Origin of the sequence: Micromonospora sp. RHAY321 (assembly GCF_023896955.1) — a bacterium.
Lineage (GTDB): Bacteria > Actinomycetota > Actinomycetes > Mycobacteriales > Micromonosporaceae > Micromonospora.
Map to the genome: position 1 here is coordinate 47650 of NZ_JAMHIW010000013.1, position 24561 is coordinate 72210.

Annotated in this window: 18 protein-coding genes, 1 tRNA gene and 2 pseudogenes; 11 read left to right on the forward strand and 10 right to left on the reverse strand. The window is 72.5% G+C overall.

The genetic code is table 11. The annotated features are described in order from the left end of the window. Window positions 1-176 precede the first annotated feature (176 nt). Window positions 177-1085: a Gfo/Idh/MocA family protein gene (locus M8C17_RS23395; protein WP_252418707.1), complete on the forward strand. Its 909-nt coding sequence runs from the start codon at window positions 177-179 to the stop codon at window positions 1083-1085. A gap of 488 nt (window positions 1086-1573) precedes the next feature. Beyond that, entirely contained in the window at window positions 1574-2371 is a 798-nt protein-coding gene (erm, locus tag M8C17_RS23400) for an ErmE/ErmH/ErmO/ErmR family 23S rRNA (adenine(2058)-N(6))-methyltransferase (RefSeq protein WP_252418708.1), read from the forward strand. A 23-nt stretch (window positions 2372-2394) separates the two neighbouring features. On the opposite strand, the gene M8C17_RS23405 is transcribed toward erm, so the two are convergent. After that, a complete protein-coding gene (locus tag M8C17_RS23405; RefSeq protein ID WP_252418710.1) occupies window positions 2395-2586 on the reverse strand; it encodes a DUF2795 domain-containing protein in 192 nt (63 codons plus the stop codon). A gap of 117 nt (window positions 2587-2703) precedes the next feature. Between M8C17_RS23405 and M8C17_RS23410 the strand changes: the two genes are divergently transcribed. Beyond that, complete coding sequence (locus tag M8C17_RS23410; RefSeq protein ID WP_252418712.1) at window positions 2704-3960, forward strand: erythromycin esterase family protein; 1257 nt, start codon at window positions 2704-2706, stop codon at window positions 3958-3960. 59 nt (window positions 3961-4019) lie between these two features. On the opposite strand, the pseudogene M8C17_RS32350 reads toward M8C17_RS23410, so the two are convergent. The 4 genes and pseudogenes from M8C17_RS32350 to M8C17_RS23425 form a co-directional block, all read right to left on the reverse strand. Then, window positions 4020-5162, reverse strand: a pseudogene (locus M8C17_RS32350) (MMPL family transporter); the annotation flags it as partial. 12 nt (window positions 5163-5174) lie between these two features. After that, a pseudogene (locus tag M8C17_RS32355) lies at window positions 5175-6239 on the reverse strand (MMPL family transporter); the annotation flags it as partial. Next, complete coding sequence (locus M8C17_RS23420) at window positions 6239-6826, reverse strand: TetR/AcrR family transcriptional regulator (RefSeq protein ID WP_252418714.1); 588 nt, start codon at window positions 6824-6826, stop codon at window positions 6239-6241. The pseudogene M8C17_RS32355 and the gene M8C17_RS23420, both read right to left, overlap by 1 nt. Before the next feature lie 99 nt (window positions 6827-6925). After that, window positions 6926-7360, reverse strand: a complete 435-nt coding sequence (locus M8C17_RS23425) for a helix-turn-helix domain-containing protein (protein WP_252418716.1) — start codon at window positions 7358-7360, stop codon at window positions 6926-6928. Window positions 7361-7435: 75 nt separating this feature from the next. On the opposite strand from M8C17_RS23425, the gene M8C17_RS23430 reads away from it, so the two are divergent. Together M8C17_RS23430 and M8C17_RS23435 are read left to right on the forward strand one after the other, a co-directional pair. Then, the gene (locus M8C17_RS23430) at window positions 7436-8899 is read left to right on the forward strand and encodes an MFS transporter (RefSeq protein ID WP_252418718.1); all 1464 of its coding nucleotides are present in this window, start codon (window positions 7436-7438) and stop codon (window positions 8897-8899) included. Further along, a complete protein-coding gene (locus tag M8C17_RS23435; RefSeq protein WP_252418720.1) occupies window positions 8896-9855 on the forward strand; it encodes a DNA polymerase domain-containing protein in 960 nt (319 codons plus the stop codon). Before M8C17_RS23430 ends, M8C17_RS23435 begins: the two co-directional genes overlap by 4 nt. A gap of 4 nt (window positions 9856-9859) precedes the next feature. Here M8C17_RS23435 and M8C17_RS23440 read toward each other — a convergent pair whose 3' ends face one another. The 5 genes from M8C17_RS23440 to M8C17_RS23460 all read right to left on the reverse strand — a co-directional run bounded on the left by M8C17_RS23440 (window position 9860) and on the right by M8C17_RS23460 (window position 14021). Beyond that, a complete protein-coding gene (locus M8C17_RS23440) occupies window positions 9860-11194 on the reverse strand; it encodes a carbohydrate-binding protein (protein ID WP_252418721.1) in 1335 nt (444 codons plus the stop codon). 266 nt (window positions 11195-11460) lie between these two features. Next, a tRNA-Arg gene (locus M8C17_RS23445) sits at window positions 11461-11535 on the reverse strand. 122 nt (window positions 11536-11657) lie between these two features. Continuing rightward, window positions 11658-12350, reverse strand: a complete 693-nt coding sequence (locus tag M8C17_RS23450) for a winged helix-turn-helix domain-containing protein (protein WP_252418820.1) — start codon at window positions 12348-12350, stop codon at window positions 11658-11660. Window positions 12351-12546: 196 nt separating this feature from the next. Then, entirely contained in the window at window positions 12547-13215 is a 669-nt protein-coding gene (locus M8C17_RS23455; RefSeq protein ID WP_252418722.1) for a DUF305 domain-containing protein, read from the reverse strand. A gap of 8 nt (window positions 13216-13223) precedes the next feature. Continuing rightward, window positions 13224-14021: a DUF3105 domain-containing protein gene (locus M8C17_RS23460; protein ID WP_252418723.1), complete on the reverse strand. Its 798-nt coding sequence runs from the start codon at window positions 14019-14021 to the stop codon at window positions 13224-13226. A gap of 97 nt (window positions 14022-14118) precedes the next feature. On the opposite strand from M8C17_RS23460, the gene argS reads away from it, so the two are divergent. The 6 genes from argS (at window position 14119) to M8C17_RS23490 (ending at window position 24506) form a co-directional block, all read left to right on the forward strand. Further along, window positions 14119-15786, forward strand: coding sequence for an arginine--tRNA ligase (gene argS / locus M8C17_RS23465; RefSeq protein ID WP_252418724.1), 1668 nt, complete (start codon window positions 14119-14121; stop codon window positions 15784-15786). Window positions 15787-15792: 6 nt separating this feature from the next. Next, window positions 15793-17175: a diaminopimelate decarboxylase gene (gene lysA / locus M8C17_RS23470; protein ID WP_252418725.1), complete on the forward strand. Its 1383-nt coding sequence runs from the start codon at window positions 15793-15795 to the stop codon at window positions 17173-17175. Between the two features lie 8 nt (window positions 17176-17183). Further along, window positions 17184-18503, forward strand: coding sequence for a homoserine dehydrogenase (locus M8C17_RS23475; protein ID WP_252418821.1), 1320 nt, complete (start codon window positions 17184-17186; stop codon window positions 18501-18503). A 135-nt stretch (window positions 18504-18638) separates the two neighbouring features. Continuing rightward, window positions 18639-19688 (forward strand): threonine synthase, encoded by a 1050-nt coding sequence (gene thrC, locus M8C17_RS23480; protein ID WP_252418726.1) that lies wholly within the window; start codon window positions 18639-18641, stop codon window positions 19686-19688. 144 nt (window positions 19689-19832) lie between these two features. Continuing rightward, window positions 19833-23114: an efflux RND transporter permease subunit gene (locus M8C17_RS23485; RefSeq protein ID WP_252418727.1), complete on the forward strand. Its 3282-nt coding sequence runs from the start codon at window positions 19833-19835 to the stop codon at window positions 23112-23114. Between the two features lie 150 nt (window positions 23115-23264). Then, entirely contained in the window at window positions 23265-24506 is a 1242-nt protein-coding gene (locus M8C17_RS23490; RefSeq protein WP_252418728.1) for an MFS transporter, read from the forward strand. Window positions 24507-24561: the final 55 nt, after the last annotated feature.

Here is a 24561-nt window from a genome sequence, read left to right on the forward strand (position 1 = left end):
CGATGCCCCAGATCCGGGGCAGCTCGACGGATACCCTCAGGCTCCGGCTCCGCCCGCCCGCGCGGGACACCGAGGAGCCCCGGTTGGTCAACCCGCTGCCGGCACGCCTGGTGGGGCGACTAGCGTGGATCACGCCCGTGGCGTCGCCGCGGTCAGGGGAAACGGCGGAGGTACACGTGCTGCGGTTCGGCTTGTTCGGCACCGGTCACTGGGCGATCGAGACGCACGGGAAGGCGCTGCACGCACACCCGGAAGCGGAGCTGGTCGGGGTGTGGGGGCGTAACCCGGAGCGGGCCGCCGCGCTGGCCGAGCGGTACGGGGTGCCGGCGTTCGCCGACGTCGACGCACTGCTCGACGTATGCGACGCGGTCGCCGTCGCGCTGCCGCCGAACATCCAGGCCGACATCGCGGTCCGTGCCGCCGCCGCCGGCCGGCACCTGCTGCTGGACAAGCCACTGGCGCTCACCGTCGCCGACGCCGACCGGGTGGTCGCCGCCGCCGAGGCGTCCGGGGTCGCGTCGGTCATCTTCTTCACCCAGCGTTTCCAGCCGAACGTGACCGCGTTCCTCGCCGCGACGGCCGCCGCCGGAGGTTGGCAGCACGGCCGGACCACCGCGTTCGCGTCGATCTTCCACGAGGGCAGCCCGTACGGCGGTTCGCTGTGGCGCCGCGAGCACGGCGCGCTCTGGGACATCGCACCGCACGCGCTCTCGATCATCCTGCCGGTGCTGGGCCGGGTGACCCAGGTGGCCGCGATGGACGGCCCGAGCGGGATGGTGCACCTGCTGTTCACCCATGACGGTGGCGCCACCAGCAGCGCCTCGCTCTCCCTGGACGCACCGCGCGAGGCGATGGCCCGGGAGTTCGTCTTCTACGGCGAGAACGGTGTCGAGACCGTCCCGGTGGGCGAGAACGACGCCGCCACGGCGTTCGGCGTGGCGATCGACCAGCTCATCGAGCAGGTTCAGGCGGGCACCCGCGACCACCGCTGCGACGTACGTTTCGGCCGCGAGGTCGTCGGCATCCTCGCCGCCGCCGAAACCGCCCGCACCGAATCCCGCACCATCCCCGTCCCCATCCCCTAACGGCCCCCGCCCCCCGCCCCCCTCCCCGCTGATCATGAAGTTAGCGACGCCGGGCACGGCGTGTCGCGCCGCCAACTTCATGATCACCGGGGAGAGGGCGGGGGAGGCGGGAAATGGGTGGAGGGTGGGATGGGGCGTGGTTAGGGTGGCGGCATGTTCACGCATGCCCTGATCACGGGGGTCGGTACGCCGGCCGCCTGGGGCCCCATGTTGGTGTCCCGCCCGCGAGTCCGGCGTCCGGCCCTGGCCGGCCGGGACGCGACCCGCCGCTGATCGGCTCACCCGCGCGGCGAGCCAGGGCTGAGCCCTGCCGCCGCTGATCGGCTCACCTCTGCCGCCGCACCCGGGGCTGTCGCCCCCTGCTGCCGCACCGCCGCGTCCCACGCCATCGTCCAGGGCCGTCCGAGTCCAGATCCACTCGGACAGGCCCGGAATTCCGGCTGCCTGTCCAGCCCGTCGCCCAGCGGCGACAGACAGGACGAAGACCCGTGGCGCCCCGCAACTCCCGACCCACCGAACGCGACCGGTCCCGTCGCGTACTCAGTCAGAACTTCCTCGCCGACCCGGCCGCCGTGGCACGGGTGGTCCGCGCTGCCGACCCCGATCCGGCCGGGCTCCTGCTGGAGGTCGGCGCCGGTCGCGGCCAGCTCACCCGGCCGCTCGCCGCCCGCTGCGAGCGGCTGATCGCGTACGAGGTGGACCCGGCGGTGGGCCGGGAGTTGGCCGCGGTCTGCGCGGCCCTGCCCACCGTCGAGCACCGACAGGCCGACTTCCTGGCCGCCGAGCCCCCGCCGGAGCCGTTCGCGGTGGTCGGCAACATTCCGTGGTCGCTGACCTCGGCCGTGGTGCGGTGGTGCCTGGCCGCATCCCGGTTGCGCTCGGCGACCCTGCTCACCCAACTGGAGTACGCCCGCCGGCGCAGTGGCGACTACGGCCGCTGGACCCGGCTCACCGTGTCGACCTGGCCGGAGTTCGGCTGGCGGCTGGCCGGGCGCGTGCCGCGTCACGCGTTCCGGCCGGTGCCGGCGGTGGAAGCAGGGATCCTGCGGATCGAGCGTCGGGCGGAACCGCTGCTACCCGTGGCCGCGCTGCCCGCGTACCAGCGGTTGGTGGCGCTGGGCTTCGAGGGCGTCGGCGGCTCGCTGGCCGCGACCCTGCGCCGGCATCACCCGCCGTCGCGGGTGGCGGCGGCGCTGCGGGCCACCCGGATCGCGTCGGACCTGCCGGTGGGGTACGTCTGGCCCGAACAGTGGCTGGTGCTGTTCCGTCTGCTGCACGCGCGATGACCGTTCCTCGGGAGGCGGCCAGGTCAGGCGAGGGTGGCCAGCGCGGCGCTCAACTCGTCGGGCGACTCGAACTGCTCAGCCGGCAACGCCCGCAACACCTGCAACAGCGCCGTGCTGGCCCCGTTCTCCTGCCCCCAGCGGACCAGGTCCTCGCGGGAGACCGGGTAGTCGAGCCCGGCCAGGTACTCCTGCAACTGAACCCCGGTGACGGTCATGTCGGCCGGCTACCCGCTGGCTCCACGCGTACACCGGGCGACCCGGCGGCCTGCGGACGGCGTGTCGCCGGCGGCGCGCCGACGGTTTGTCGCAGCGGCCGCCGGGTAGCCGCTGGCATGCTGGTTCAGCGGCTCGGCGCGCCGAGCGACTTCGACCCGTTGCTGGAGCGCGTCCGGGACGCCCGGGTGGTGATGATTGGCGAGTCCACCCACGGCAGCTACGACTACTACCGGCTGCGCGAGCAACTCACCCGCCGGCTGATCGCCGAGTGCGGCTTCTCGTTCGTGGCCGTGGAGGGCGACTGGCCGGACTGCGACCGGGTGCACCGCTCGGTCACCGCCGCGCCGGGAGGGGCGCTCGATCCGCAGGCCGCGCTGGAGCGGTTCGAGCGATGGCCGACCTGGATGTGGGCGAACGCCGAGGTGGCCCGGTTCTGCCGCTGGCTGCGGGCGTGGAACGTGGAGCGGCCGGAGGATCAACGGGCCGGTTTTCACGGGCTCGACGTGTACAGCCTCTGGGAGTCGATGCAGGCGATCTTCGACTACCTGGGGGAGGAGGATCCGACCTCGCTGGAGGCCGCGCAGGACGCGTACCGGTGCTTCGAGCCGTACGGCAAGCGGGTCGAGGAGTACGGCGCGGCCAGCCGGTTCGTCTCCGCCCGCTGTGAGGAGGAGGTGGTCCGGCTGCTGGCCCGGACCCGCGAACATGCCCTCTCCGACGGCCCGGACCGCTTCTCGGCCTGGCAGAACGCGGAGGTGGTGGCCGGCGCGGAGCGCTACTACCGGGCGATGGTGGCCGGTGGGCCGGATTCGTGGAACATTCGCGACACCCACATGCAGGACACCCTCGACCGGCTGCTGGACCGGTACGGGCCGGACGCCCGGGGGATCGTCTGGGCGCACAACACGCACGTCGGGGACGCCCGGGCCACCGACATGGCCGCCGACGGGATGATCAACATTGGCCAGTTGGCCCGGGAGCGGCACGGCGAAAACGCGGTGACGCTGATCGGCTTCGGCAGCTACCGCGGTACGACGATCGCCGCACCGCGCTGGGGTTCACCGCCGGAGGCGATGGTGGTGCCGCCGGCCCGGGAGGGGTCGATCGAGCGGCGGATGCACGAGCTGATGCCGGATCGGGCGGTCCTGGTCTTCGGCGGAGAGGACCAGCCGGGCTGGGTCACGGGCACCGCGGACCACCGGGCGATCGGGGTCGTCTACGACCCGTCCTTCGAGTCCTGGGGCAACTACGTGCCGACGCGCCTCGGCGAACGCTACGACGCCTTCATCTGGTGCGACGAGACCACTGCCCTGCACCCGCTGCCCGCCCCGGCCACGCCGGGCGAGATGGAGACCTACCCGGCCGGCGTCTGACCAGGCTGTCGCCGTGGAGGTGTGGTGGCCGGGAGCCACCACACCTCCACGGCGGTGGGTCAGACCCGGGTGGGGGTGCGGTCGGTGAGGTGGGTACGCAGGCCCTCGCCCTCGATGTCCACGTTCGGCAGGGCGCGGGACAGCCAGCGGGGCAGCCACCAGGCCCGGTCACCGAGCAGTGACATCACCGCGGGGACGATGGTCATGCGGACCACGAAGGCGTCGATGGCCACGCCGACGGCGAGCGCGAAGCCCATCGACTTGATCACCGGGTCCTCCAGGAAGACGAAGCCCCCGAAGACCGAGATCATGATCAGCGCGGCGGCGGTGACCACCCGGGCGCCGTGGCCCATGCCGCTGATCGTGGCCTGCCGGGCGGACTCGCCGTGCACGAAGTCCTCCCGCATCCGGGACACGAGGAACACCTCGTAGTCCATGGCGAGCCCGAACAGAATGCCGATGAGCAGGATCGGCAGGAAGCTGATCAGCGGGGCCGGGGTGTCCAGGCCCACCAGGTCGGCGAGGTGCCCCTGCTGGAAGACCGCCACCGTGATGCCGAACGTGGCGGCGACGGTGAGCAGGAAGCCCAGCGCGGCCTTGACCGGCACCAGCAGCGAGCGGAACACCAGCATCAGCAGCAGCACCGAGAGCCCGACCACCAGCAGCAGGTAGATCGGCAGAGCGTCGGAGAGCTTCTCGGAGACGTCGATGCCGATGGCGGTGGCGCCGGTGAGCAGCACGTCCGCGCCGCGGATCCCGCCGACCGAGTCACGGATCTCGTGCACCAGGGTCTCGGTGGCCTCGTCGGTCGGGCCGGTCTTCGGCACCACGCCGAGCAGCGCGGTCCGGCCGTCGGGGCTGAGCTGCGGCGGCGCCACCGCGAGCACGTTCTCGGTGCGCTGGAGCAGCGCGGTGACCTGCGGCACGGCGGCCGAGGTGGCCTGTGGCGTGTCGCCGGCGACCACGACCGCGAGCCGGCCGGTGAAGCCCGGCCCGAAACCCTCGGTGGTCAGGTCGCTCGACACCCGGGCGGGCGAGCCGACGGCCGCCGTCGAGGCGTCCGGCAGGGCCAGCCGCATGTCCGGCGTGGGCAGCGCGAGCAGCCCCAGGCCGAGCAGGCCGACCAGGATGACCGGTACGCGGAACCGCGTGACCAGTCGCGCCCAGCGGAAGCCGAACCCGGACCGGTCCTCGTTCGGCGCGGTCTCGGCGAGCGTCCGCTCGGTGGCGTCCGGTGCGCTGTCGCCCGTGCCGTCGGCGGCGACCGGGCGCAGCCGGCGGGGGAGCACGCGGCGGCCGGCGAAGCCGAGGAGTGCCGGCTGGAGGGTGATCGCGACGAGCACGGCGACGGTGACCGTACCGGCGGCGGCGAGACCCATCACGGTGAGGAACGGGATGTCCACCACGGCCAGACCGGCCAGGGCGATGACCACGGTGGCGCCGGCGAAGACCACGGCGGAGCCGGCGGTACCCACGGCCCGGCCGACCGCCTCCTCCGGGGACAGGCCGTCGAGCAGGTTCTGCCGGTGCCGGGAGGTGATGAACAGCGAGTAGTCGATGCCGACCGCGAGGCCGAGCATCAGCGCCAGGATCGGCGCGGTGCTGGTCAACTCGACGACGCTGCTCAGGGCGAACAGGCCGGCCATGCCGGCGCCCACACCGATCAGGGCGTTGAGCATGGTCATCCCGGCCGCCACCAGCGAGCCGAAGGTGATGATCAGAACGATCGCGGCGACCAGCACGCCGAGCGCCTCGGTGGAGCCGATCTCCGGCTCACCACCCAGCACCTCACCACCCGGGGCGACCTGCCAACCCTGCGCCTCGGCCGACGCCCCGACCTCCTCGTACGCGGTGCGCTGCGCGTCGGTCACCTCGTCCGCGCCGGTGGCGAACTGGACCTGGACCAGCGCGTACCGGCCGTCGGGCGAGACCGCACCGACCTGGAACGGGTCGACCGCACCGACCACGCCGGGCAGCGTGGAAGCCTGCTTGACCAGCTCCTGCACCACGGCCTGGCCCTGGGGGCTGGCCAGTTGGACGTCCGCGGGTGCCTTGACCGCGATGGTGCCGGTGGCGCCGCTGGCCGCCGGGAACTGCTCGGCGAGCAGGTCGAGCGCGCGCTGGCTCTCGGTGCCGGGCATCGTGAAGTTGCTCGCCGTCGGGCCGCGCAGGGTCGCCGCGGCCAGGCCGGCGACGACGAGTACGACGAGCCAGAGCGCGACGACGAGCCGTCGCCGGCGCAGCGCGCCCCGGCCGAGCCGGTAGAGCAGGGTGGCCATCAGGTTTCCTTGTCCTCGGTCGTGGGTGGTTGGGGCAGGGATGCGTCGACGGGTTCGAGGGCCCGCCGGACGAGGGTCAGCAGGGCGGGGCGCAGCTCGTCGTCGGGGACGTCGACGAACTCGGCGCACCCCTCGGAGATGCCGGCCAGCAGCACAAGCGCCGTGATCCGGGCGCCGGGCCGGTCGGAGTGCCCGGCCAGCGCGTCGCGCAGCCGTTCGGAGATCTGCTGGATGTGCGCGAAGGCCGGCTGGCACAGCAGCTCCGGGAACTCGCCCCGGAGCAGCGCGATCTCGCGCCGGAAACGGACCGCGAGGTCGACGAAGCCGACCGCGGCGGCCTGCTGGGCGGCCGCGCCGGTCAGCCCGGTGAGCTGGTCGTCGAGGGCCCGCAGCACCGCGATGGCGGGCGCCATCAGCTCGGCGAGCAGGGCTTCCTTGTTGGCGAAGTGGTAGAGCACGGTGGCTTTGGAGCAGCCGACCTCGCGGGCGATGTCCTGTAGCGAGGTGCCCCGGTAGCCGGTCACCGCGAACCGTCGCGCCGCCGCGGCGAGGATCTCGCCGTGCGTCTCGGACACCGCTCTGGCCATCACCGGTCCACCTCCGTAGACCAGCATGCCTGACCGATCGGTCAGAGCCTGACCGATCGGTCAGATTGGCGCGTGGCGTTGCCCACACCCCGGTCCGGTTTAGCCGGCGTGCTCCCGGTCGTACCTGGTACGCGCTTCGGCGATGGTCCGGCGGTGCCGCTCGGCCCAGCTGGTCAGGGCCACCAGCGACTCGTAGAGCTCCAGGGCCATCGGGGTGGCGGTGTACTCGACCTTCGGCGGGACGGTCGGATAGACCGTGCGGTGCAACAGGCCGTCGCGTTCCAGGTTGCGCAGGGTCAGCGTGAGCATCCGGCGGCTGATCCCCTCGATGTGCCGCTCCAGCTCGGTGAAGCGCACCGGGCCGTTCGAGGCGGACACGAGGATGCTGATGCTCCACTTCCCGCCGACCCGGTCGAGCACCTCGCGGACGGTGCAGGCCCGGGCCTGACCCGTGCTGAACGGCACGTTCTCCGCCGCGCAGGTCAGCTCGGCCTCCACCAGCGCGGACACATCGCTGTTCCTCTGGGACATCACAGTGCCTCCTTCCGCTCCCGCTCATGGTCACAGACGATGTCGTCGGTAACAAACCGTGCACCAAGGAGGCTTTCCATGGACCCCGTCGTCCCGGCTCGCTGGCCGGCACTGCTCGTGCTCTGCGCCGGCAGCCTGATGATCATTCTGGACGGCAGCGTCGTCTCGGTGGCGCTGCCCGCCGTACAACGCGATCTGGGCTTCACCGCCGCCGGCCTGGCCTGGGTGGTCAACGCCTACCTGGTCGCGTTCGGCGGGCTGCTGCTGCTCGCCGGCCGCCTCGGCGACCTGCTCGGCCGGCGGCGGGTCTTCCTGGCCGGCGTCGCGCTGTTCACCCTGGCCTCGCTGGCCTGCGCGGTCGCCACCGGGCCCGGCCTGCTGGTCGGCGCGCGCTTCGGCCAGGGCGTCGGCGGCGCGCTGGCCATGGCGGTCAGCCTCGGCATGATCGTCCGGCTCTACCCCGAGCCGGCCGAGCGGGCCCGCGCGATCGCCGTGTTCAGCTTCACCGGAGCGGCCGGGGCGTCGGTCGGCACGGTGGCTGGTGGGGTGCTCACCGACCTGGCCGGCTGGCGGTCGATCTTCCTGGTCAACCTCCCGATCGGGGCGGTCATCCTGCTCGCCGCCGTCCGCCGGCTCCCCGCCGAGCGGGGGATCGGCCTGCGGGCGGGCCTCGACCTGCCCGGCGCGCTGCTCGCCACCGCCGGCCTGATGGCCGCGGTGCTGAGCATCGTGGGGACCGGCGAGCATGGCTGGACCAGCCCACGGACCCTCGGCGCGGCGGCGCTCGCGGTGCTGCTGCTCGGCGGGTTCGCCATGCGCCAACGGGTGGCTGCCACCCCGCTGCTGCCGGCCCGGGTGCTGCGCGTCCCGGGCCTGGTCGCGGCGAACGCCGTGCAGTTCCTCACGATCGCCGCGTTCTTCGGCTTCCAGTTCCTGCTCGCCGTGGAGCTGCAACTGGTGCTCGGGCTGGACGCGGCCGCCACCGGCTGGGCCTTCCTACCCACCCCGGTGGTGATCGCCGTGGTGTCGCTCGGGCTGGCTGGCCGGCTGATCGCCCGGTGGGGTGCCCGGGCCGTGCTGCTCGCCGGGCTCGGCCTGGCAACCGTCGGCTTCCTGCTGCTCGCCCGGCTGGCCGCCGACGGTGGCTACCTCGCCGACGTTCTCCCCGCGATGCTGATCTTCGGGCTGGCCGGCGGCCTGACCCTGCCGGCGGTCACCACGCTGGCCATGGCCGGCGCGACCGACGCGGACGCCGGGCTCGCGTCCGGGCTGGCCAACACCACCCAGCAGGTCGGCGGCGCGGTCGGGCTGGCGGCCCTGGCCACCCTGGCCGCCGCGCGCACCGACGGACTGCGGGCCGTCGGCTGGGCCGAGACGGCCGCGCTGGCCGGCGGCTACCGGACGGCGTTCGCCGTCGCCGCCGCCCTGGTGGTCGCCGCACTGCTGGTGGCGCTGACCACGCTGCCCGGCACCCGGCGCGCCGACGCCGATCGGCACGTGCAGTTGACCGACGACGCCGGTGCCGGGAGGGTGAGCGGGTGAGTGAGGCTGAGGAGACCCGGGACGGCGTGGCCCTGACCAACCTGGACCAGCGGCTGTCCGACCGTGACGACGCGACCAAGCGCGACCTGGTCGACTACCTCGACGCGGTCCGGGACCGGATCCTGCCGCAGCTGCGGGACCGACCGCTGTCGGTGATCCGGGTCCGACCCGGCCAGCCGCCGTTCATGCAGAAGAACCTGCCCCGCTACACCCCGGACTGGGTCCGCCGCGTGCCGGTCTGGGCGGAGGCGTCGCACCGGGAGGTCTCGTACGCCCTCTGCGACGACCGGCGCACCCTGCTCTGGTTCGCCAACCAGCGGGCGGTGGAGTACCACCCGACGCTGGCCACCGCACCGGACCTGCACCGCCCGACCCATCTGGTGCTCGACCTGGACCCGCCGGAGGGTGACGGGTTCGGCGCGGCGGTGGCCGCGGCGTTGCTGGTCCGCCGGGCGCTGGCAGACGCCGGCCTGACCGGCGCGGTCAAGACCAGCGGCGCCAAGGGGGTGCACGTGTTCGTCCCGGTGGCCGGCGAGCCCACGGCGGAGGAGTTGGCCGCCGCCACGCGGGCGCTCGCCGTCCGCGCCGAGCGACTCGACCCGGCGGTGGCCACCACGGCGTACATCAAGGAGGACCGGGGCGGCCGGGTCTTCGTGGACGCCACCCGCTCCGGCGGGGCGACCGTCGTGGCCACCTACAGCCCACGGCTGCGACCCGGGCTGCCGGTCTCCTTCCCGGTCGACTGGGCCGACCTGACCGAGGTGACCCCGGCGGACTTCACCATCCGGACCGTGCCGTCGCTGGTGGCCGACGGCGACCCGTGGGCGGCGCTGATGCCGGCGCCGCAGCAGCTCCCCGCCGACCTGGTGGCGGAGGGGCGGACCATTCCGGTGGCCCGCGTCCAGGCCATGCACGAGGGCAAGCGGCGGGCTCGCGCCCGCCGCGAAGCCGGCTGACCTCTCAGCGTCCCTGCAGGCGCTTCACGTTGTCGCCGAACGTCCAGCCCTTCGACCCGTCCCAGTTCGCCGACCAGGTCATCAGGCCCTTGAGGCCGGGTATGCCGTTCCACGCCTGGGTGACCAGCGACGTCGACATGTAGCCGCCGCCCGCGCCGGTCTGCGCGGGCAGGCCCGGGACCTGCTTGTCGTACGGCACGCGGATGGTGGTGCCCTGGATGGTCAGGCCGTTGTTCAGGCACTGCGTCTGCACCGTGAAGCCCTGCACCGTGCCGGCGGGGTACGAGTCGCCGGCGCAGCCGTACATGCTGCCGTTGTAGTACTGCATGTTCAGCCACCAGAGCCGGCCGTTGTCCACGTACTTCTTGATGATCGGCAGGTAGGAACCCCAGATCGAGCCGTAGACCACGCTGCCGCCGGTGACGTAGGCCGTCTCCGGCGCCATGGTCAGGCCGAAGTTCGACGGCATCCGGGCCAGCACTCCGTCGATGATGCGGATCAGGTTGGCCTGCGACGTGGACAGGGTGTTGATGTTGCCACTACCGGTCAGGCCGGTCTCGATGTCGATGTCGATGCCGTCGAAGTGGTAGGCCGTCAGGATCGGCACGATCGTCGCGATGAATCGGTCGGCGACCGCGCTGGAGCTCAGGTCGATGCCCGCCGCGGCCCCACCGATCGACATCAGGATGGTTGCGCCGGCGGCCTTGGCCTGGCACATCTCGGCCGGGGTGGCCACCTTCACGCCGGCGTCCATGCCGTTCTCCCAGAGCACCGTGCCGTCGGCGCGGATCACCGGGAAAGCCGCGTTGATCACGTTGTAGCCGTGCTGGCCGAGCCGGCTGTCGGTGATCGGGATCCAGCCGAGGCCGGGGTGCACGCCGTTGGAGGCGCCGTCCCAGTTCTCCCAGTAGCCCTGCAGCACCTTGCCGGCGGGCCGCGACTTCACCGCGCAGGTCCCACCGGTCGGCGGTGGCGGCGTGGTCGGCGGTGGCGTGGTCGGCGGCGGTGGCGTGGTGGGTGGCGGTGGCGTGGTCGGCGGCGGGGTGCTTCCCGAGCACGCGCCCAGGTCACGCCACAGCGACGGGGTCGAGGCCGGGTTCCAGCCGGCGCCGGGGTGTGCGGTGTGGGTGACCAGAGCCTGGTAGAGCCGGCCGCCGTAGGTGACCTGCGCGCCCGCCGGGTAGGTACTGCCCTCGGCCCAGGCCGGCGCGGTGCAGACGACCATCGGGACGGCGTCCGCCGAGGACACGGCGGCCACGCTGCTGGGGACGAAGGCGACGGCGGCGGCCACGGTCATCGCCGCCCCGGCCACCACTGCGAAAATCCGACGGCTTCTCATGGCTCACTCCCCAGGCTTCGACGACCCGTGACCTCCACATATTGACGTTCGTGACGTTTAATATCAAGGGTTGTTAACAGATTCGAGGAAGCGCCGAGCGGCCCGGCGCGCGGGAAGATCGCCCTCGATCCAGGAAACAGTGGGGTCGTCGATGCCGCGAGGCCACTACTTCCAGCATCGGGCGCGATCGTGGGGCTCGGCGCAGTGTGGTGGTGGCCTGGGAAGCGGCGAAGCCCGGGCCAACGGCCCGGGCTTCGGTGTTCTGGTGGTGCCCCCGGCAGGATTCGAACCTGCGCCCCCGCCTCCGGAGGGCGGTGCTCTATCCCCTGAGCTACGGGGGCTCAGCGACTGGAGAAGACTAGCAAACCTCCTCCGCGAACGCCGAATCGGTATCCGGTGACCCGATCGTGTCGCCGACCGCCCGATCGCCCTGGTGGTCAGGCCGCCCGAGTGCCCGAAACAGTCAGGCGGCGACCGCCCGGCCGCAGCTGGGCAGCGGGTGCAGCACGATCCGCCGGGGGAGTCGCCGTGGCCACTCGTTGCGTGGCCAGGAGCCGTCCACGATCAGGTGCACGGTGCGCTGCTCCTCGCCGCTGAGCCGCAGCACGAAGTCGCGGGGGAGCGGCGGGTCCACCGTCGGAGTGGTGATCATGAAGCGCACCCGGCCGCGGGACGAGACGGCGGAGATCACGTCGGCCGCCGGCATGGTGCCGCGCAACCGCACCCGCCCCATCCAGTAGACCTCGGCGAGGTGCTCCTGTGCGGCCCGGGTGATCGCCGGGTACTCGCTGCGTACCCACCGCTCGACCGCGCTGACGCAGAGCCCGCAGGCCCGCTCGCGCGGCTCCCGCGGACCCAACCCCCAGGCCCGCAGGTACGCCCCGACCGCCCCCGCGTCCAGCGGCACGTCGAACCGGCGCTGGATGAGCGTGCCGAGGCTCTGCCGCGTCCACAGCTCCTCGTCGATGTCGAACTCGTCGGGGTGGACGCCCCGGAGCACGTCGATCAGTTCGAGTTCCTGTTCGCGGCTGAGCATTCCCGGCTCGCCCTGCCGCTGTCCGCGACGGACGGCTGCCACCGCCCCGTCACCGCCGATGGTGTGGCGTCGGCACCAGCTGGTGACCGAACGCCGTGCGTCTCTGAGTGCAACCCCCACGTCCTGCGCAACGAGCCCGAATCGCAACTGGTCACGATATGTGCGGAGAAAACTCTCTAAGCAACGTAATCGGTTGGACCACCCAAAACACCCATACGGGACGTTAAGGACGGGATGGGCGGTTTCCCACACGGCACGGGCCCGCGCCCCGCCGGTGTACGGCGGTTACGCGGGCCCGATGTGGCCGTGCGGTGGGTCAGCCCTTGGCCTGCGCCTGGAGCTGCCGGAGGTTGTTCAGCTCACTCTGCTGGGTGGCCTTCATGGTCTGCGCCACCCGGAGCACCTCGGCGTTGTCCGTCTCGCCGAGTGCCGCGTCGATCATGTGGATGCCGCCGAGGTGATGGTTGATCATCAGCTTCAGGAACTGCCGGTCGACCTCGATGCCCTGGGCGTCCCGCAGCGCGGCCATCTCCTGCGGGGTGGCCATGCCCGGCATCAGCCCGTTCTTGACCGAAGCCCCGTCGGACATCCACGACATCGGCGGCTGCGACCCGGTCGGGCTCAGCTCCCACTGCCGCAGCCAGGTCTGCATGGCCCCGATCTCACCCTGCTGCCCGGTGGCGATGTCGACGGCGATCTGGCGCACCTCGGGCAGCGTCGCCGACCGGTAGGCGGTCAGGCTCATCTCGACCGCCTGGCTGTGGTGGGTCGTCATGTCCCGCGCGAAGCCCGCCTCGACCGAGGTGTCACCGGGCCGGGTGAGCCCCGGGGTGAGCAGGCCGCCGGCATACCCGAGCAGCAGGCCCACCACCAGCATGGCGGCCAGCGCCAGCAGGCTGTAGCGCCGCACCGGTGCCCGGACGCCCTCGTCCGGGGCGCCCGGTGCCTCGTCGTGCTCGGTGTCCGTCGTGGCGGGAGCAGTCATCGCCGTCCTTACTGGGTGGGCTGCTGCTGGAGCTCACGCGGCGTGGTGCCGGTGGCCGTGATGCCCGTGTTGCACAGGGCGGTCGGGCCCTCGACGGAGGCGTTCACCCGCAGGTCCTTGATGAACTCGTCGATCCGCTTGTCGTCCGCGTTGTCGACCTTGAGCTGGTAGCCCCACGCCTGGAGCGAGATCGGCTTGTCCAGACCCTCGTACGGGCTCAGCATCATCTTCTCGACGCCGCGCACCTTGCCGGCGAGCTTGTCGATCTGGTCCTGCGGCAGACCCGGCCGGTAGGTGATCCACACGGCGCCGTGCTCCAGGCTGTGCACCGCGTGCTCGCTGGCGATCGGGGCGTCGTAGACGTCGCCCATGCAGTTCTGCCAGGCGGCGTTGTGCACCCCGCCCACCGGCGGTGAGTACTTGTAGGTCAGCGGGCCGGACTTGTGCGCCTCGTACTTCAGGCTGTCCGGGTCCGACTTGCGGATGTTGACGATGCCGTCGATGGCGTTGGCCCGCTTGTCCCACGGCTTGGAGCCCTGGAACGAGGCCCAGGCGCCGTAGCCGATGATGCCTGCGGCGAGCACGCCCACGGCGACGAAGAGCGCGATCGGGCCCCAGGCCCGGCCCTGGCTCACCTTGACGGGCGCGATCGGCTTGCGGGGACCCTTGCCACCTGCCCGCGGAGTGCTCGCCGGCTTGCCGGAACCGGCCTTGGCGCCGGACGCCGGCCGGCCCGCGGCCGGCTTCTTGCCGGTGCTGACCACGGTCGGGCGGCGCTCAGGGCCGCCCGGGGTGCTGATGCTCATCGTGCCTCGTCAGGTCGGTCGGTCAGGGGAGTGGCGGGCCGGATGACGCGCAGGGTAGCCGCCGAGTGCCCGAGTCTACCCCCGATAACATGGCTGGGTGACTCCTGCAGAACTCGCCTCGGTCGTCCTTGCCGCCGCCCACGCCGTCTTCGCCGAGCGGGGCCTGGACCAGGCCGCGCTGCCGGAGCGTACGGCGGTGGAGCGACCCCGCAACCCCGAGCACGGCGACTACGCCTCCACGCTCGCCCTGCAGTTGAGCAAGAAGGTCGGCGTCCCGCCGCGTGATCTGGCCGCCGCCCTGGCCGACGAGCTGGGTCGCGCGCCCGGGGTCAAGTCGGTGGAGATCGCCGGGCCGGGCTTCCTCAACATCCGCCTCGACGCGGCCGCCGCCGGTCAGCTCGCGCGGGTGATCGTCGAGGCCGGCGCGGAGTACGGCCGCAGCGACCGGCTCGCCGGCGAGAAGATCAACCTGGAGTTCGTCTCCGCCAACCCGACCGGCCCGGTGCACATCGGCGGGGTCCGCTGGGCGGCCGTCGGTGACGCGCTCAGCCGGCTGTTGCGGGCCACCGGCGCCGACGTGGGCACGGAGTACTACTTCAACGACGCCGGGTCCCAGATCGACCGGTTCGCCCGCTCGCTGCTCGCCGCCGCGAAGGGTCAGTCCGCGCCGGAGGACGGCTACGGCGGGGCGTACATCGGTGAGATCGCCGCGGAGGTGCAGGCCCGCCGGCCGGACGTGCTGACCATGGACGACGACGCCGCCCAGGAGGTGTTCCGGGTCGAGGGCGTCGCGCTGATGTTCGACGAGATCCGCTCCTCGCTGCGCGACTTCGGGGTGGAGTTCGACACCTACTTCAACGAGAAGGACCTGCACGACCGGGGTGAGCTGGACCTCGCCCTGGCCCGGCTGCGTGAGCAGGGCCAGGTGTACGAGTCCGAGGGCGCCACCTGGCTGCGGACCACCGACTTCGGTGACGACAAGGACCGGGTGCTGCGCAAGTCCAACGGCGAGTGGACGTACTTCGCCGCGGACTGCGCCTACTACCTGGACAAGCGGGAGCGCGGTTTCGAGCGGGTCGTGATCATGCTGGGCGCCGACCACCACGGCTACATCGGCCGGATGAAGGCGATGGCCGCCTGCTTCGGTGACGACCCGGAGCGCAACCTGGAGATCCTCATCGGGCAGCTGGTCAACCTGCTGCGCGACGGCGCCCCGGTGCGGATGAGCAAGCGGGCCGGCACGGTGATCACCCTGGAGGACCTGGTCGAGGCGATCGGGGTGGACGCCTCCCGGTACGCGTTGGCCCGCTACTCCAGCGACTCACCGATCGACATCGACATCGAGCTGTGGACGCGGGCCACCCGCGACAACCCGGTCTACTACGTGCAGTACGTGGCTGCCCGGACGGCGGGCGTGGCCCGCAACGCCGCCGAGGTGGGGCTGCTCCAGGGCGACGCCGACGACTTCCGCCCCGAGCTGCTCGGGCACGAGAAGGAGAACGAGCTGCTCAAGGCGCTCGCCGAGTTCCCGGCGGTGGTGGCCACGGCCGCCGAGCTGCGGGAGCCGCACCGGGTGGCCCGCTACCTGGAGGAGAGCGTCGCCGCCTCCTTCCACCGGTTCTACGACAACTGCCGGGTGCTGCCGCTGGGCGACGAGGAGGTCACCGACCTGCACCGCGCCCGGCTCTGGCTCAACAACGCCACCCGCACGGTGATCGCCAACGGGCTGCACCTGCTGGGTGTGTCCGCTCCCGAGAGGATGTAGTCCCTGATGCGTGCACACGAGGCTGGTGCGCTGCACGGCGACATCGGCAGCCGGCCGCCCTGGCTGCGTACCCCGGACGACGTCAACGCCCTCGTGCCGGCGCTGTGGCCGCGCAACGTGACGCGCGGCGCCGACGGCGCGGTCGCCGTCGCGGGCCTGAGCGTGCGCGACCTCGCGGCCGAGTTCGGGACCCCGGTGTACGTGCTGGACGAGGACGACCTGCGGTCACGCTGCCGGGACTTCCGGGCCGCCTTCCCGACCGAGGACGTCTACTACGCCGGCAAGGCGTTCCTCTGCCGGGCGGTGGTCCGGATGATCGCCGAGGAGGGGCTGTACCTCGACGTCTGCACCGGTGGTGAGCTGGCCACCGCGCTGGCGGCCGGGATGCCGCCGGAGCGGATGGGCTTCCACGGCAACAACAAGTCGGTGGCCGAGCTGGGCCGGGCGCTGGACGCCGGCGTGGGGCGGATCATCGTCGACTCGTTCACCGAGATCGACCGGCTGACCGCGCTGGCCCGCGAGCGGGGGGTACGCCCCCGGGTGCTGGTCCGCGTCACCGTCGGCGTGGAGGCGCACACCCACGAGTTCATCGCCACCGCGCACGAGGACCAGAAGTTCGGTTTCTCGCTGGCCGGTGGCGCCGCCGCGACCGCCGCGTTCAAGATCCTCGACGAGGACGTGCTGGAGCTGCGAGGGCTGCACTCGCACATCGGCTCGCAGATCTTCGACACCAGCGGGTTCGAGGTCTCGGCACGCCGGGTGCTCGCCCTGCAGGCGCAGATCCGCGACGCGCGCGGGGTGGAGCTGCCCGAACTGGACCTCGGCGGTGGCTTCGGCATCGCCTACACCACCCAGGACGACCCGGCCGCTCCGCAGGACCTGGCCAAGCGGCTGCGCAAGATCGTCGACTCGGAGTGCGCGGCGGAGAACCTGGCCCTCCCGCACCTGTCGATCGAGCCGGGGCGGGCCATCGTCGGGCCGGCCGTGTTCACCCTCTACGAGGTCGGCACGGTCAAGGACCTCGACGGCATCCGGACGTACGTGAGCGTCGACGGCGGGATGAGCGACAACATCCGCACGGCGCTCTACGACGCGTCCTACTCGGCGACGCTGGCCTCCCGTGCCTCGACGGAGCAGCCGTTGCTCGCCCGCGTGGTGGGAAAGCACTGTGAGTCCGGGGACATCGTGGTGAAGGATGAATTCCTGCCCGCCGACGTGCAGCCCGGAGATCTTGTCGCGGTGCCCGGCACCGGCGCCTACTGCCGCAGCATGGCCAGCAACTACAACCACGTACCCCGGCCGCCGGTGGTCGCGGTGCGTAACGGCCAGGCACGCCTGATCGTCCGGCGGGAGACCGAAGAGGACCTGCTGGCATTGGATGTTGGATGACGTCACCTGTGCGCTTGGCATTGCTCGGCTGCGGCACGGTCGGCCAGGAGGTGGTCCGGCTGCTGCACGAGCAGGCGAGCGACCTGGCCGCCCGGATCGGCGCCCCGCTGGAGATCGCCGGCATCGCCGTCCGGCGGCTCGGCCGCGACCGCGGTGACCTGCCGGTCGACCCCGCCCTGTTCACCACCGACGCGCTCGGCCTGATCAAGCGCGACGACGTGGACGTGGTGATCGAGGTGGTCGGCGGCATCGAGCCGGCCCGAGGCTGGCTGGTCGAGGCGCTGCGCGCCGGCAAGAGCGTGGTCACGGCCAACAAGGCGCTGCTCGCCGAGGACGGCGTGGCGCTGCACGAAGCGGCGGCCGAGGGCGGCGGTGACCTCTACTACGAGGCGTCCGTGGCCGGGGCCATCCCGCTGCTGCGTCCGCTGCGCGAGTCACTGCACGGGGACCGGATCAACCGGGTCACCGGCATCGTCAACGGCACCACCAACTTCATCCTCTCCGCGATGGACGCCACCGGCGCCGGCTTCGCCGAGGCGCTCGAGGAGGCCACCGAACTGGGCTACGCGGAGGCCGACCCGACGGCCGACGTGGAGGGCTTCGACGCGGCGGCCAAGGCCGCGATCCTCGCCTCGCTGGCGTTCCACACCCGGGTCGGCGCCGCCGACGTGCACCGGGAGGGCATCACCGAGGTCACCGCCGCCGACGTGGCCAGCGCCCAGGCGATGGGCTGCACGATCAAGTTGCTCTGCATCGCGGCCCGGGGCGTCGACCCCGCCGGCCGGGAGACGGTCAGCGTCCGGGTGCACCCGGCGATGATCCCGCGCAGCCACCCGCTGGCCAGCGTCGGCGACGCCTTCAACGCGGTCTTCGTCGAGGCGGACGCGGCCGGGCAGTTGATGTTCTACGGCCGGGGTGCCGGTGGGGCGCCGACCGCGAGCGCCGTGCTCGGCGACGTGGTGGCGGTGGCCCGCAACCGGCTCGCCGGGGTGCGGGCGGCCAGCGAGAGCGCGTACGCCGACCTGGCGGTGCGGCCGATGGGTGAGGCGCTGACCCGCTACCACGTCAGCCTGGACGTGGCCGACCGTCCCGGTGTGCTGGCCGCGGTGGCCGGCGTGTTCGCCCGGCACGACGTGTCGATCGCGACCGTGCGGCAGGGCTCGGCGGGTGGGTCGACGGGCGCCACCGGCCGGGCCGGTGACGCCGAGCTGGTCATCGTCACCCACGTGGCGCCGGACGCCGCGCTCGCCGCGACGGTGGACGAGCTGCGTGGTCTGGACATCGTCCGGTCGGTGACGAGCGTGCTGCGGGTCGAGGGCGGGGCGTGAGTCGTTGACCCGGTGGTGGGGCGCGTGCGTCCCGCCAGGTGGGTAACCCGGGGTGCGCCACCGGTGGCTCGGGCAGGCTGGTCCAGGGTGGCCTGGTCCTCAGGTCGACGCGGCGGTAGAGGCGAGGAGAGCGACATGTGGCGGGGTCTGATCGAGGCGTACCGGGATCGGCTGCCGGTCACCGCGGCCACGCCCGTCGTGACACTGCACGAGGGGGACACCCCGCTGCTGCCCGCGCCGGTGCTCTCCGCGCGGCTCGGTTGCGACGTGCACCTCAAGGTGGAGGGCGCCAACCCGACCGGCTCGTTCAAGGACCGCGGGATGACCCTCGCGGTCTCCAAGGCGGTCGAGGCCGGCAACAAGGCCATCATCTGCGCCTCCACCGGCAACACCAGCGCCTCGGCGGCGGCGTACGCGGCTCGGGCCGGGCTGACCTGCGCGGTGCTGGTGCCGCAGGGCAAGATCGCGCTGGGCAAGCTGGCCCAGGCGCTGGTGCACGGCGCGAAGCTGCTCCAGGTGAGCGGCAACTTCGACGACTGCCTCGCGACGGCCGCCAAGCTCGCCCAGGACTACCCGGTCGCGCTGGTCAACTCGGTCAACATCGACCGGCTGCACGGGCAGAAGACCGCCGCCTTCGAGATCGTCGAGGCGCTCGGTGACGCGCCCGACATCCACTGCCTGCCGGTGGGCAACGCCGGCAACATCGCCGCCTACTGGATGGGGTACGCGGAGGAGCACGCCGCCGGCACCACCACCCGGGCGCCGAAGATGTACGGCTTCCAGGCCGCCGGCGCGGCCCCGATCGTCACCGGCCAGGTGGTGCCGGAGCCGTCGACCATCGCCACCGCGATCCGGATCGGCAACCCGGCGAGCTGGACCAAGGCGCTGGACGCCCGGGACGCCTCCGGTGGCCTGATCGCGGCGGTGACCGACCGGGAGATCCTGTCCGCGTACCGGCTGCTCGCCCGCGAGGTGGGGGTCTTCGTCGAGTTGGGCAGCGCGGCCAGCGTTGCCGGCCTGCTCCAGCAGGCGGCGGCGGGTGCGGTGCCGCCCGGTTCGACGGTGGTCTGCACGGTGACCGGCCACGGCCTGAAGGACCCGGAGTGGGCGATCTCCACGGCGCCCGCCCCGCTGACCATCGCGAACGACCCGCTGGCGGCGGCCCGCGCCCTCGACCTGGCCTGAGCGGCCGCCGCGCCCGGGCGGCGGTCAGCGCCGGAAACGGGGCCGGTGACGGCCGGCGTGGGGCCGGCGCGGGTCGGGGTGATCGAGTCCGGCACACTTTCGGGTATCCCCGCCCGCAGTCTCTTCCAGGAGTGAGCCAGGCCGATGTCGCTGCTCGCCAGATTCAGCCTCGCCAACCGAGGGCTGATCGCCCTCATCGCGGTGGTGACCACGGCGTTCGGAGCGTTCGCCGTGCCGTCGCTGAAGCAGCAACTGCTGCCGTCGCTCGAATTCCCGGCCGCGTTCATCGTGGCCTCCTACCCCGGCGCCGGACCCGAGATCGTCGAGTCGCAGGTGACCGAGCCGATCGAGAACGCCCTCCAGGGCATCCCCGGTCTGGACAAGGTCACCTCCACCTCCCGTGAGGGATCGGCCACCGTCCAGGTGCAGTACGAGTTCGGCACCGACCTGGACGACGTCGTCAACAAGATGCAGACCGCGCTGAGCCGCATCGACGCCCAGCTGCCGGAGAGCGTCGACCCGCAGGTCATCGCGGGCAGCACCGACGACCTGCCAGCGGTGGTGCTGGCTGCGGCCGGCACCGCGGACGAGCGGGCGCTCGCCGAGAAGCTGCGCGCGACAGTGGTGCCGGAGCTGGAGGGCATCGAGGGGGTCCGCACGGTCGAGGTGACCGGAACCCGCGACGACGTCGTGGTGGTCACCCCCGACCCGGCCAGGATGGCGGCGGCGAAGCTCCAGCCGACGGCGATCGGCGCCGCGCTGAAGACCAACGGCGTGGCGGTCCCGGCCGGCGCGGTGAACGACGGCAACCTTGCCCTCCCGGTGCAGGTCGGCACGCCGGTCACCACCCTGGACGACCTGCGCGGCATCGTGGTCGCCCCCGGCGCGACCCCTGTCCGTCTCGGTGACGTCGCGGCCGTCGAGCAGACGCTCGCGCCGGCCACCGCCATCACCCGGACCAACGGCAAGGACAGCCTCGGCATCGCGGTCACCGCGGCGCCCGACGGCAACGCCGTGGAGATCTCCCACGAGATCCGGGACCGGCTGGCTGACCTGAAGGACGCCTCCGGCGCGGAGCTGACCGTGGTCTTCGACCAGGCGCCGTTCGTCGAGAAGTCGATCGAGTCGCTGACCACCGAGGGCCTGCTGGGCCTGTTGATGGCGGTCATCGTCATCCTGGTGTTCCTGCTGTCGGTGCGCTCGACCGTGGTCACCGCGGTCTCCATCCCGCTCTCGGTGCTGGTGGCGCTGATCGCTCTCTGGATCGGCGACTACTCGCTCAACCTGCTCACCCTCGGCGCGCTGACCATCGCGGTCGGGCGGGTGGTCGACGACTCGATCGTGGTGTTGGAGAACATCAAACGCCACCTGGAGTACGGCGAGGAGAAGCGCCACGCGATCATCACCGGCGTCCGCGAGGTGGCCGGCGCGGTGACCGCGTCCACGCTCACCACGGTCGCGGTGTTCGCGCCGATCGCGCTGGTCGGCGGGTTCGTCGGGCAGCTCTTCGCGCCGTTCGCGATCACCGTGACGGTGGCCCTGCTCGCCTCGCTGCTGGTGTCGCTGACCGTGATCCCGGTGCTGGCGTACTGGTTCCTCAAGCCGCGCGGCGGCACCGCCGACGACGAGGCGGTACGGCGCGGCGCGGAGGAGAAGGAACTGCGCAGCCCGTTGCAGCGGGCGTACCTGCCGGTGATCGGGTTCGCGACCCGCAAGCGGTCGACCCGCTGGATCACCGTCGGGCTCGGTCTGCTGGTGCTCTTCGGCACCTTCGGGTTGGCCCAGAAGCTGGAGACCAACTTCCTGGACGACTCCGGTCAGGACACGCTCAGCTTCCAGCAGGAGCTGCCGGCGGGCAGCGGCCTGACCGCCACCGACGCGGCCGCCAAGCAGGTCGAGACGGTGCTCGGGCGTACCGACGGGGTGGAGACCTACCAGGTGACCGCCGGCGGCGGGGACAACCCGTGGGCGGGTGGCGGCGGCAACAACACCGCGACCTGGTCGGTGGCGCTCGACGGGGACACCGACGCGAAGCAGATGCGCGAGGTGCTGCGCGAGGAGTTCGACAAGCTCGGCGCCGGACTGGGCGAGATCAGCTTCGGCGGCGGGCAGGACGCCTCCACCAGCCAGCTGGAGGTGATCGTCCAGGGCAGCGACCCGGAGGTGCTGACCCGGGCCGCCGAGGCGGCGCGGACGGCGATGGCCGGCGTTCCGGACGTCGAGGACGTCACCACCAGCCTGGCCGCGCGGGTGCCGCGGGTCGACGTGACCGTCGACCGGGTCGCCGCGGGCCGGGTCGGGCTCACCGAGGCCGCGGTGGGTCAGCTCGTGTCGCAGGCGTTCCGTGGCGCGCCGCTGGGTCAGGTCGCGCTCGACGGCCAGCAGCAGAACGTGGTGCTGCGGCTGGGCGCGCGGCCGCCGGTGTCGGTGGAGGAGCTGCGGGCGCTGCCGGTGGGTCCGGTCAAGCTGGACGACATCGCGGACGTCACCCAGGCCGAGGGGCCGCAGCAGGTCACCCGGATCGACGGTGAGCGCAGCGTGTCCGTGACCGGCACGGCGACCGGCTCGAACCTGGGCGCGACGAGCCAGGAGCTGCAGAAGCGGCTGGACGGCATCGACGTGCCAGGGGCGACCTTCGTCATCGGCGGCGTCAGCGCGGACCAGGCGGACGCGTTCGGCGACCTGGGCCTGGCGGTGCTGGCCGCGATCGCGATCGTGTTCCTGATCATGGTGGCGACGTTCCGCAGCCTCACCCAGGCCCTGATCCTGCTGATCTCCATCCCGTTCGCGGCGACCGGCGCGATCGGCCTGCTGCTCGTGACCGGGACTCCGCTGGGCGTGCCGGCGCTGATCGGCGTGCTGATGCTGGTCGGCATCGTGGTGACCAACGCGATCGTGCTGCTCGACCTGATCAACCAGTACCGGGCCCAGGGCATGGGTGTCGGGGAGGCGGTGGTCGAGGGTGGCCGTCGCCGGCTGCGCCCGATCCTGATGACCGCGGTCGCGACCATCTTCGCGCTGCTGCCGATGGCGCTCGGGTTGACCGGTGAGGGCGGCTTCATCTCCCAGCCGCTGGCGGTCGTGGTGATCGGTGGCCTGCTCAGCTCGACGCTGCTCACCCTGATCCTGGTGCCGACGCTGTACACGATGGTGGAGCACACCAAGGAGTCGCTGCGGGAGCGGCGCCGCCAGCGGCGCTCCGGCGAGCCGGCGGTGACCGGACCGGCGACCGACGAACCGGCCGGCCCGAACCAGGTCGCGGTGCCGTCCGGTGCGCCGGCCGTGGCACACGCCGAGGGTTCGCAGCCGGTGGCGGGGCGACCTGCCCCGTCGGGTGCGCTGGTGGACGGCACGGACCAGTTCGAGGTGCTGCGGCTGCCCCGTAGCCGTACCTCGCCGCTGCCCCCGTCGGAGCCGACCGAGTAGTCGGACCGCGTCGTGCGACGCCCCCGGCGGGTTCAGACCCGCTGGGGGCGTCGCGGCTTTCCGGGTCGGAACGTTGCGGGTGGACCGGGGAACGGTCGTGGCTGGTCGGGCGCGGTATCGAACCTTGTCATCCGGGTATGGTCCTGCTCCGTGGCGTCCACCCTCTCCGTCCTGACCGGTAACCGGAGTTTCCGTAACCTCTTCCTCGCCGAGCTGGTGGTCTTCGGTGCCGACTGGTTCGTCATGGTGCCGCTGCTGGTGTTGCTGCCCGAGCTGACCGGCAGCGGTGTCTGGGGCGCGCTGGTGCTGGCGGTGGACACCGGCATCGTGGCGCTGCTGCTGCCGTACACCGGCACGGTGGCCGACCGGTTCGACCGCCGCAAGATCATGATCGCCGCGAACGTGGCCGCGCTGCTCGGCGTGCTGCTGCTGCTCGGCGTACGGGCCGGAACGGCCTGGCTGGCGCTGGTCGCGATCGGCGTGGTGGCGGTCGCCAAGGCGTTCTATTCGCCGGCCGCACAGGCCGCGCTGCCGAACGTGCTGGAGCCGGACGAGCTGGCGGCCGGCAACGCGGTGGCCGGCTCGGCCTGGGGCACCATGACGGTGGTCGGCGCCTCGCTCGGCGGCGTGCTCAGCTCGGCGGCCGGCCCGTACGTCTGCTTCTGGGTGGCGGCGGTGGGCCTGGCGCTCGCCGCGGGCCTCGCCGGGCGGATCCGCCGGCCGTTGCAGGCCCCCCGGGACGCCGACCGGCCGGCCCAGCGGACCTGGGCGGCGGTCCGCGAGGCGCTCGGCTACATCGGGCACCGGCCCCGGGTGCTGGCGCTGGTCACGGTGAAGTCGGCGGTTGGTCTGGGCAACGGGGTCCTGACCGTGTTCCCGCTGCTCGCCGGCGTGTACGGGGTCGGCTCGCTGGGCGCCGGCCTGCTCTTCGCGGTGCGCGGGGCGGGGGCTCTGGTGGGCCCGATCCTGATGCGTCGGGTGCTGACCAACAGGTCCTGGTTGCTGCCCGGGCTGGCGCTGTCCATGTCGCTCTACGGCCTGTCCTACCTGGGTGCGTCGGTGGTCCGCTGGTTTCCGCTGGTGCTGCTGCTGGTCTTCGTGGCGCACTTCGCCGGCGGCAGCAACTGGGTGATGTCGAACTTCGCGCTGCAGGGCGAGGTGCCGGACCGGCTGCGGGGGCGCGTCTTCGCCACCGACATGATGCTCGCGACGCTGGCCATCTCGGTGAGCCAGCTCGCGGTCGCCCTGGTGGTGGACGTGGTGGACGAGCGGGTGGTGCTGGCCGGCTGCGGGCTGGTCACCCTCGTGTACGCGGTCGGCTGGCGGATCGCGACCCGCCGGCTCTCGCTCACCGAGCCGACCGCCACGCCGGTTCCGGATCCGGCCGGCTGAGCGCACCGGTCCCATGCTGCGGGCGCGGGACCGGAACGTCGGTGCCGACCCCTAG

Excerpts from the sequence above, each read along its gene's own strand:
- M8C17_RS23405 (WP_252418710.1), bottom strand. The coding sequence starts at position 2,586 with ATGACCGTCACCGGGGTTCAGTTGCAGGAGTACCTGGCCGGGCTCGAC.
- M8C17_RS23410 (WP_252418712.1), top strand. The coding sequence starts at position 2,704 with ATGCTGGTTCAGCGGCTCGGCGCGCCGAGCGACTTCGACCCGTTGCTG.
- M8C17_RS23420 (WP_252418714.1), bottom strand. The coding sequence starts at position 6,826 with ATGGCCAGAGCGGTGTCCGAGACGCACGGCGAGATCCTCGCCGCGGCG.
- M8C17_RS23430 (WP_252418718.1), top strand. The coding sequence starts at position 7,436 with ATGGACCCCGTCGTCCCGGCTCGCTGGCCGGCACTGCTCGTGCTCTGC.
- M8C17_RS23440 (WP_252418721.1), bottom strand. The coding sequence starts at position 11,194 with ATGAGAAGCCGTCGGATTTTCGCAGTGGTGGCCGGGGCGGCGATGACC.
- M8C17_RS23455 (WP_252418722.1), bottom strand. The coding sequence starts at position 13,215 with ATGACTGCTCCCGCCACGACGGACACCGAGCACGACGAGGCACCGGGC.
- M8C17_RS23460 (WP_252418723.1), bottom strand. The coding sequence starts at position 14,021 with ATGAGCATCAGCACCCCGGGCGGCCCTGAGCGCCGCCCGACCGTGGTC.
- lysA (WP_252418725.1), top strand. The coding sequence starts at position 15,793 with ATGCGTGCACACGAGGCTGGTGCGCTGCACGGCGACATCGGCAGCCGG.
- thrC (WP_252418726.1), top strand. The coding sequence starts at position 18,639 with ATGTGGCGGGGTCTGATCGAGGCGTACCGGGATCGGCTGCCGGTCACC.
- M8C17_RS23485 (WP_252418727.1), top strand. The coding sequence starts at position 19,833 with ATGTCGCTGCTCGCCAGATTCAGCCTCGCCAACCGAGGGCTGATCGCC.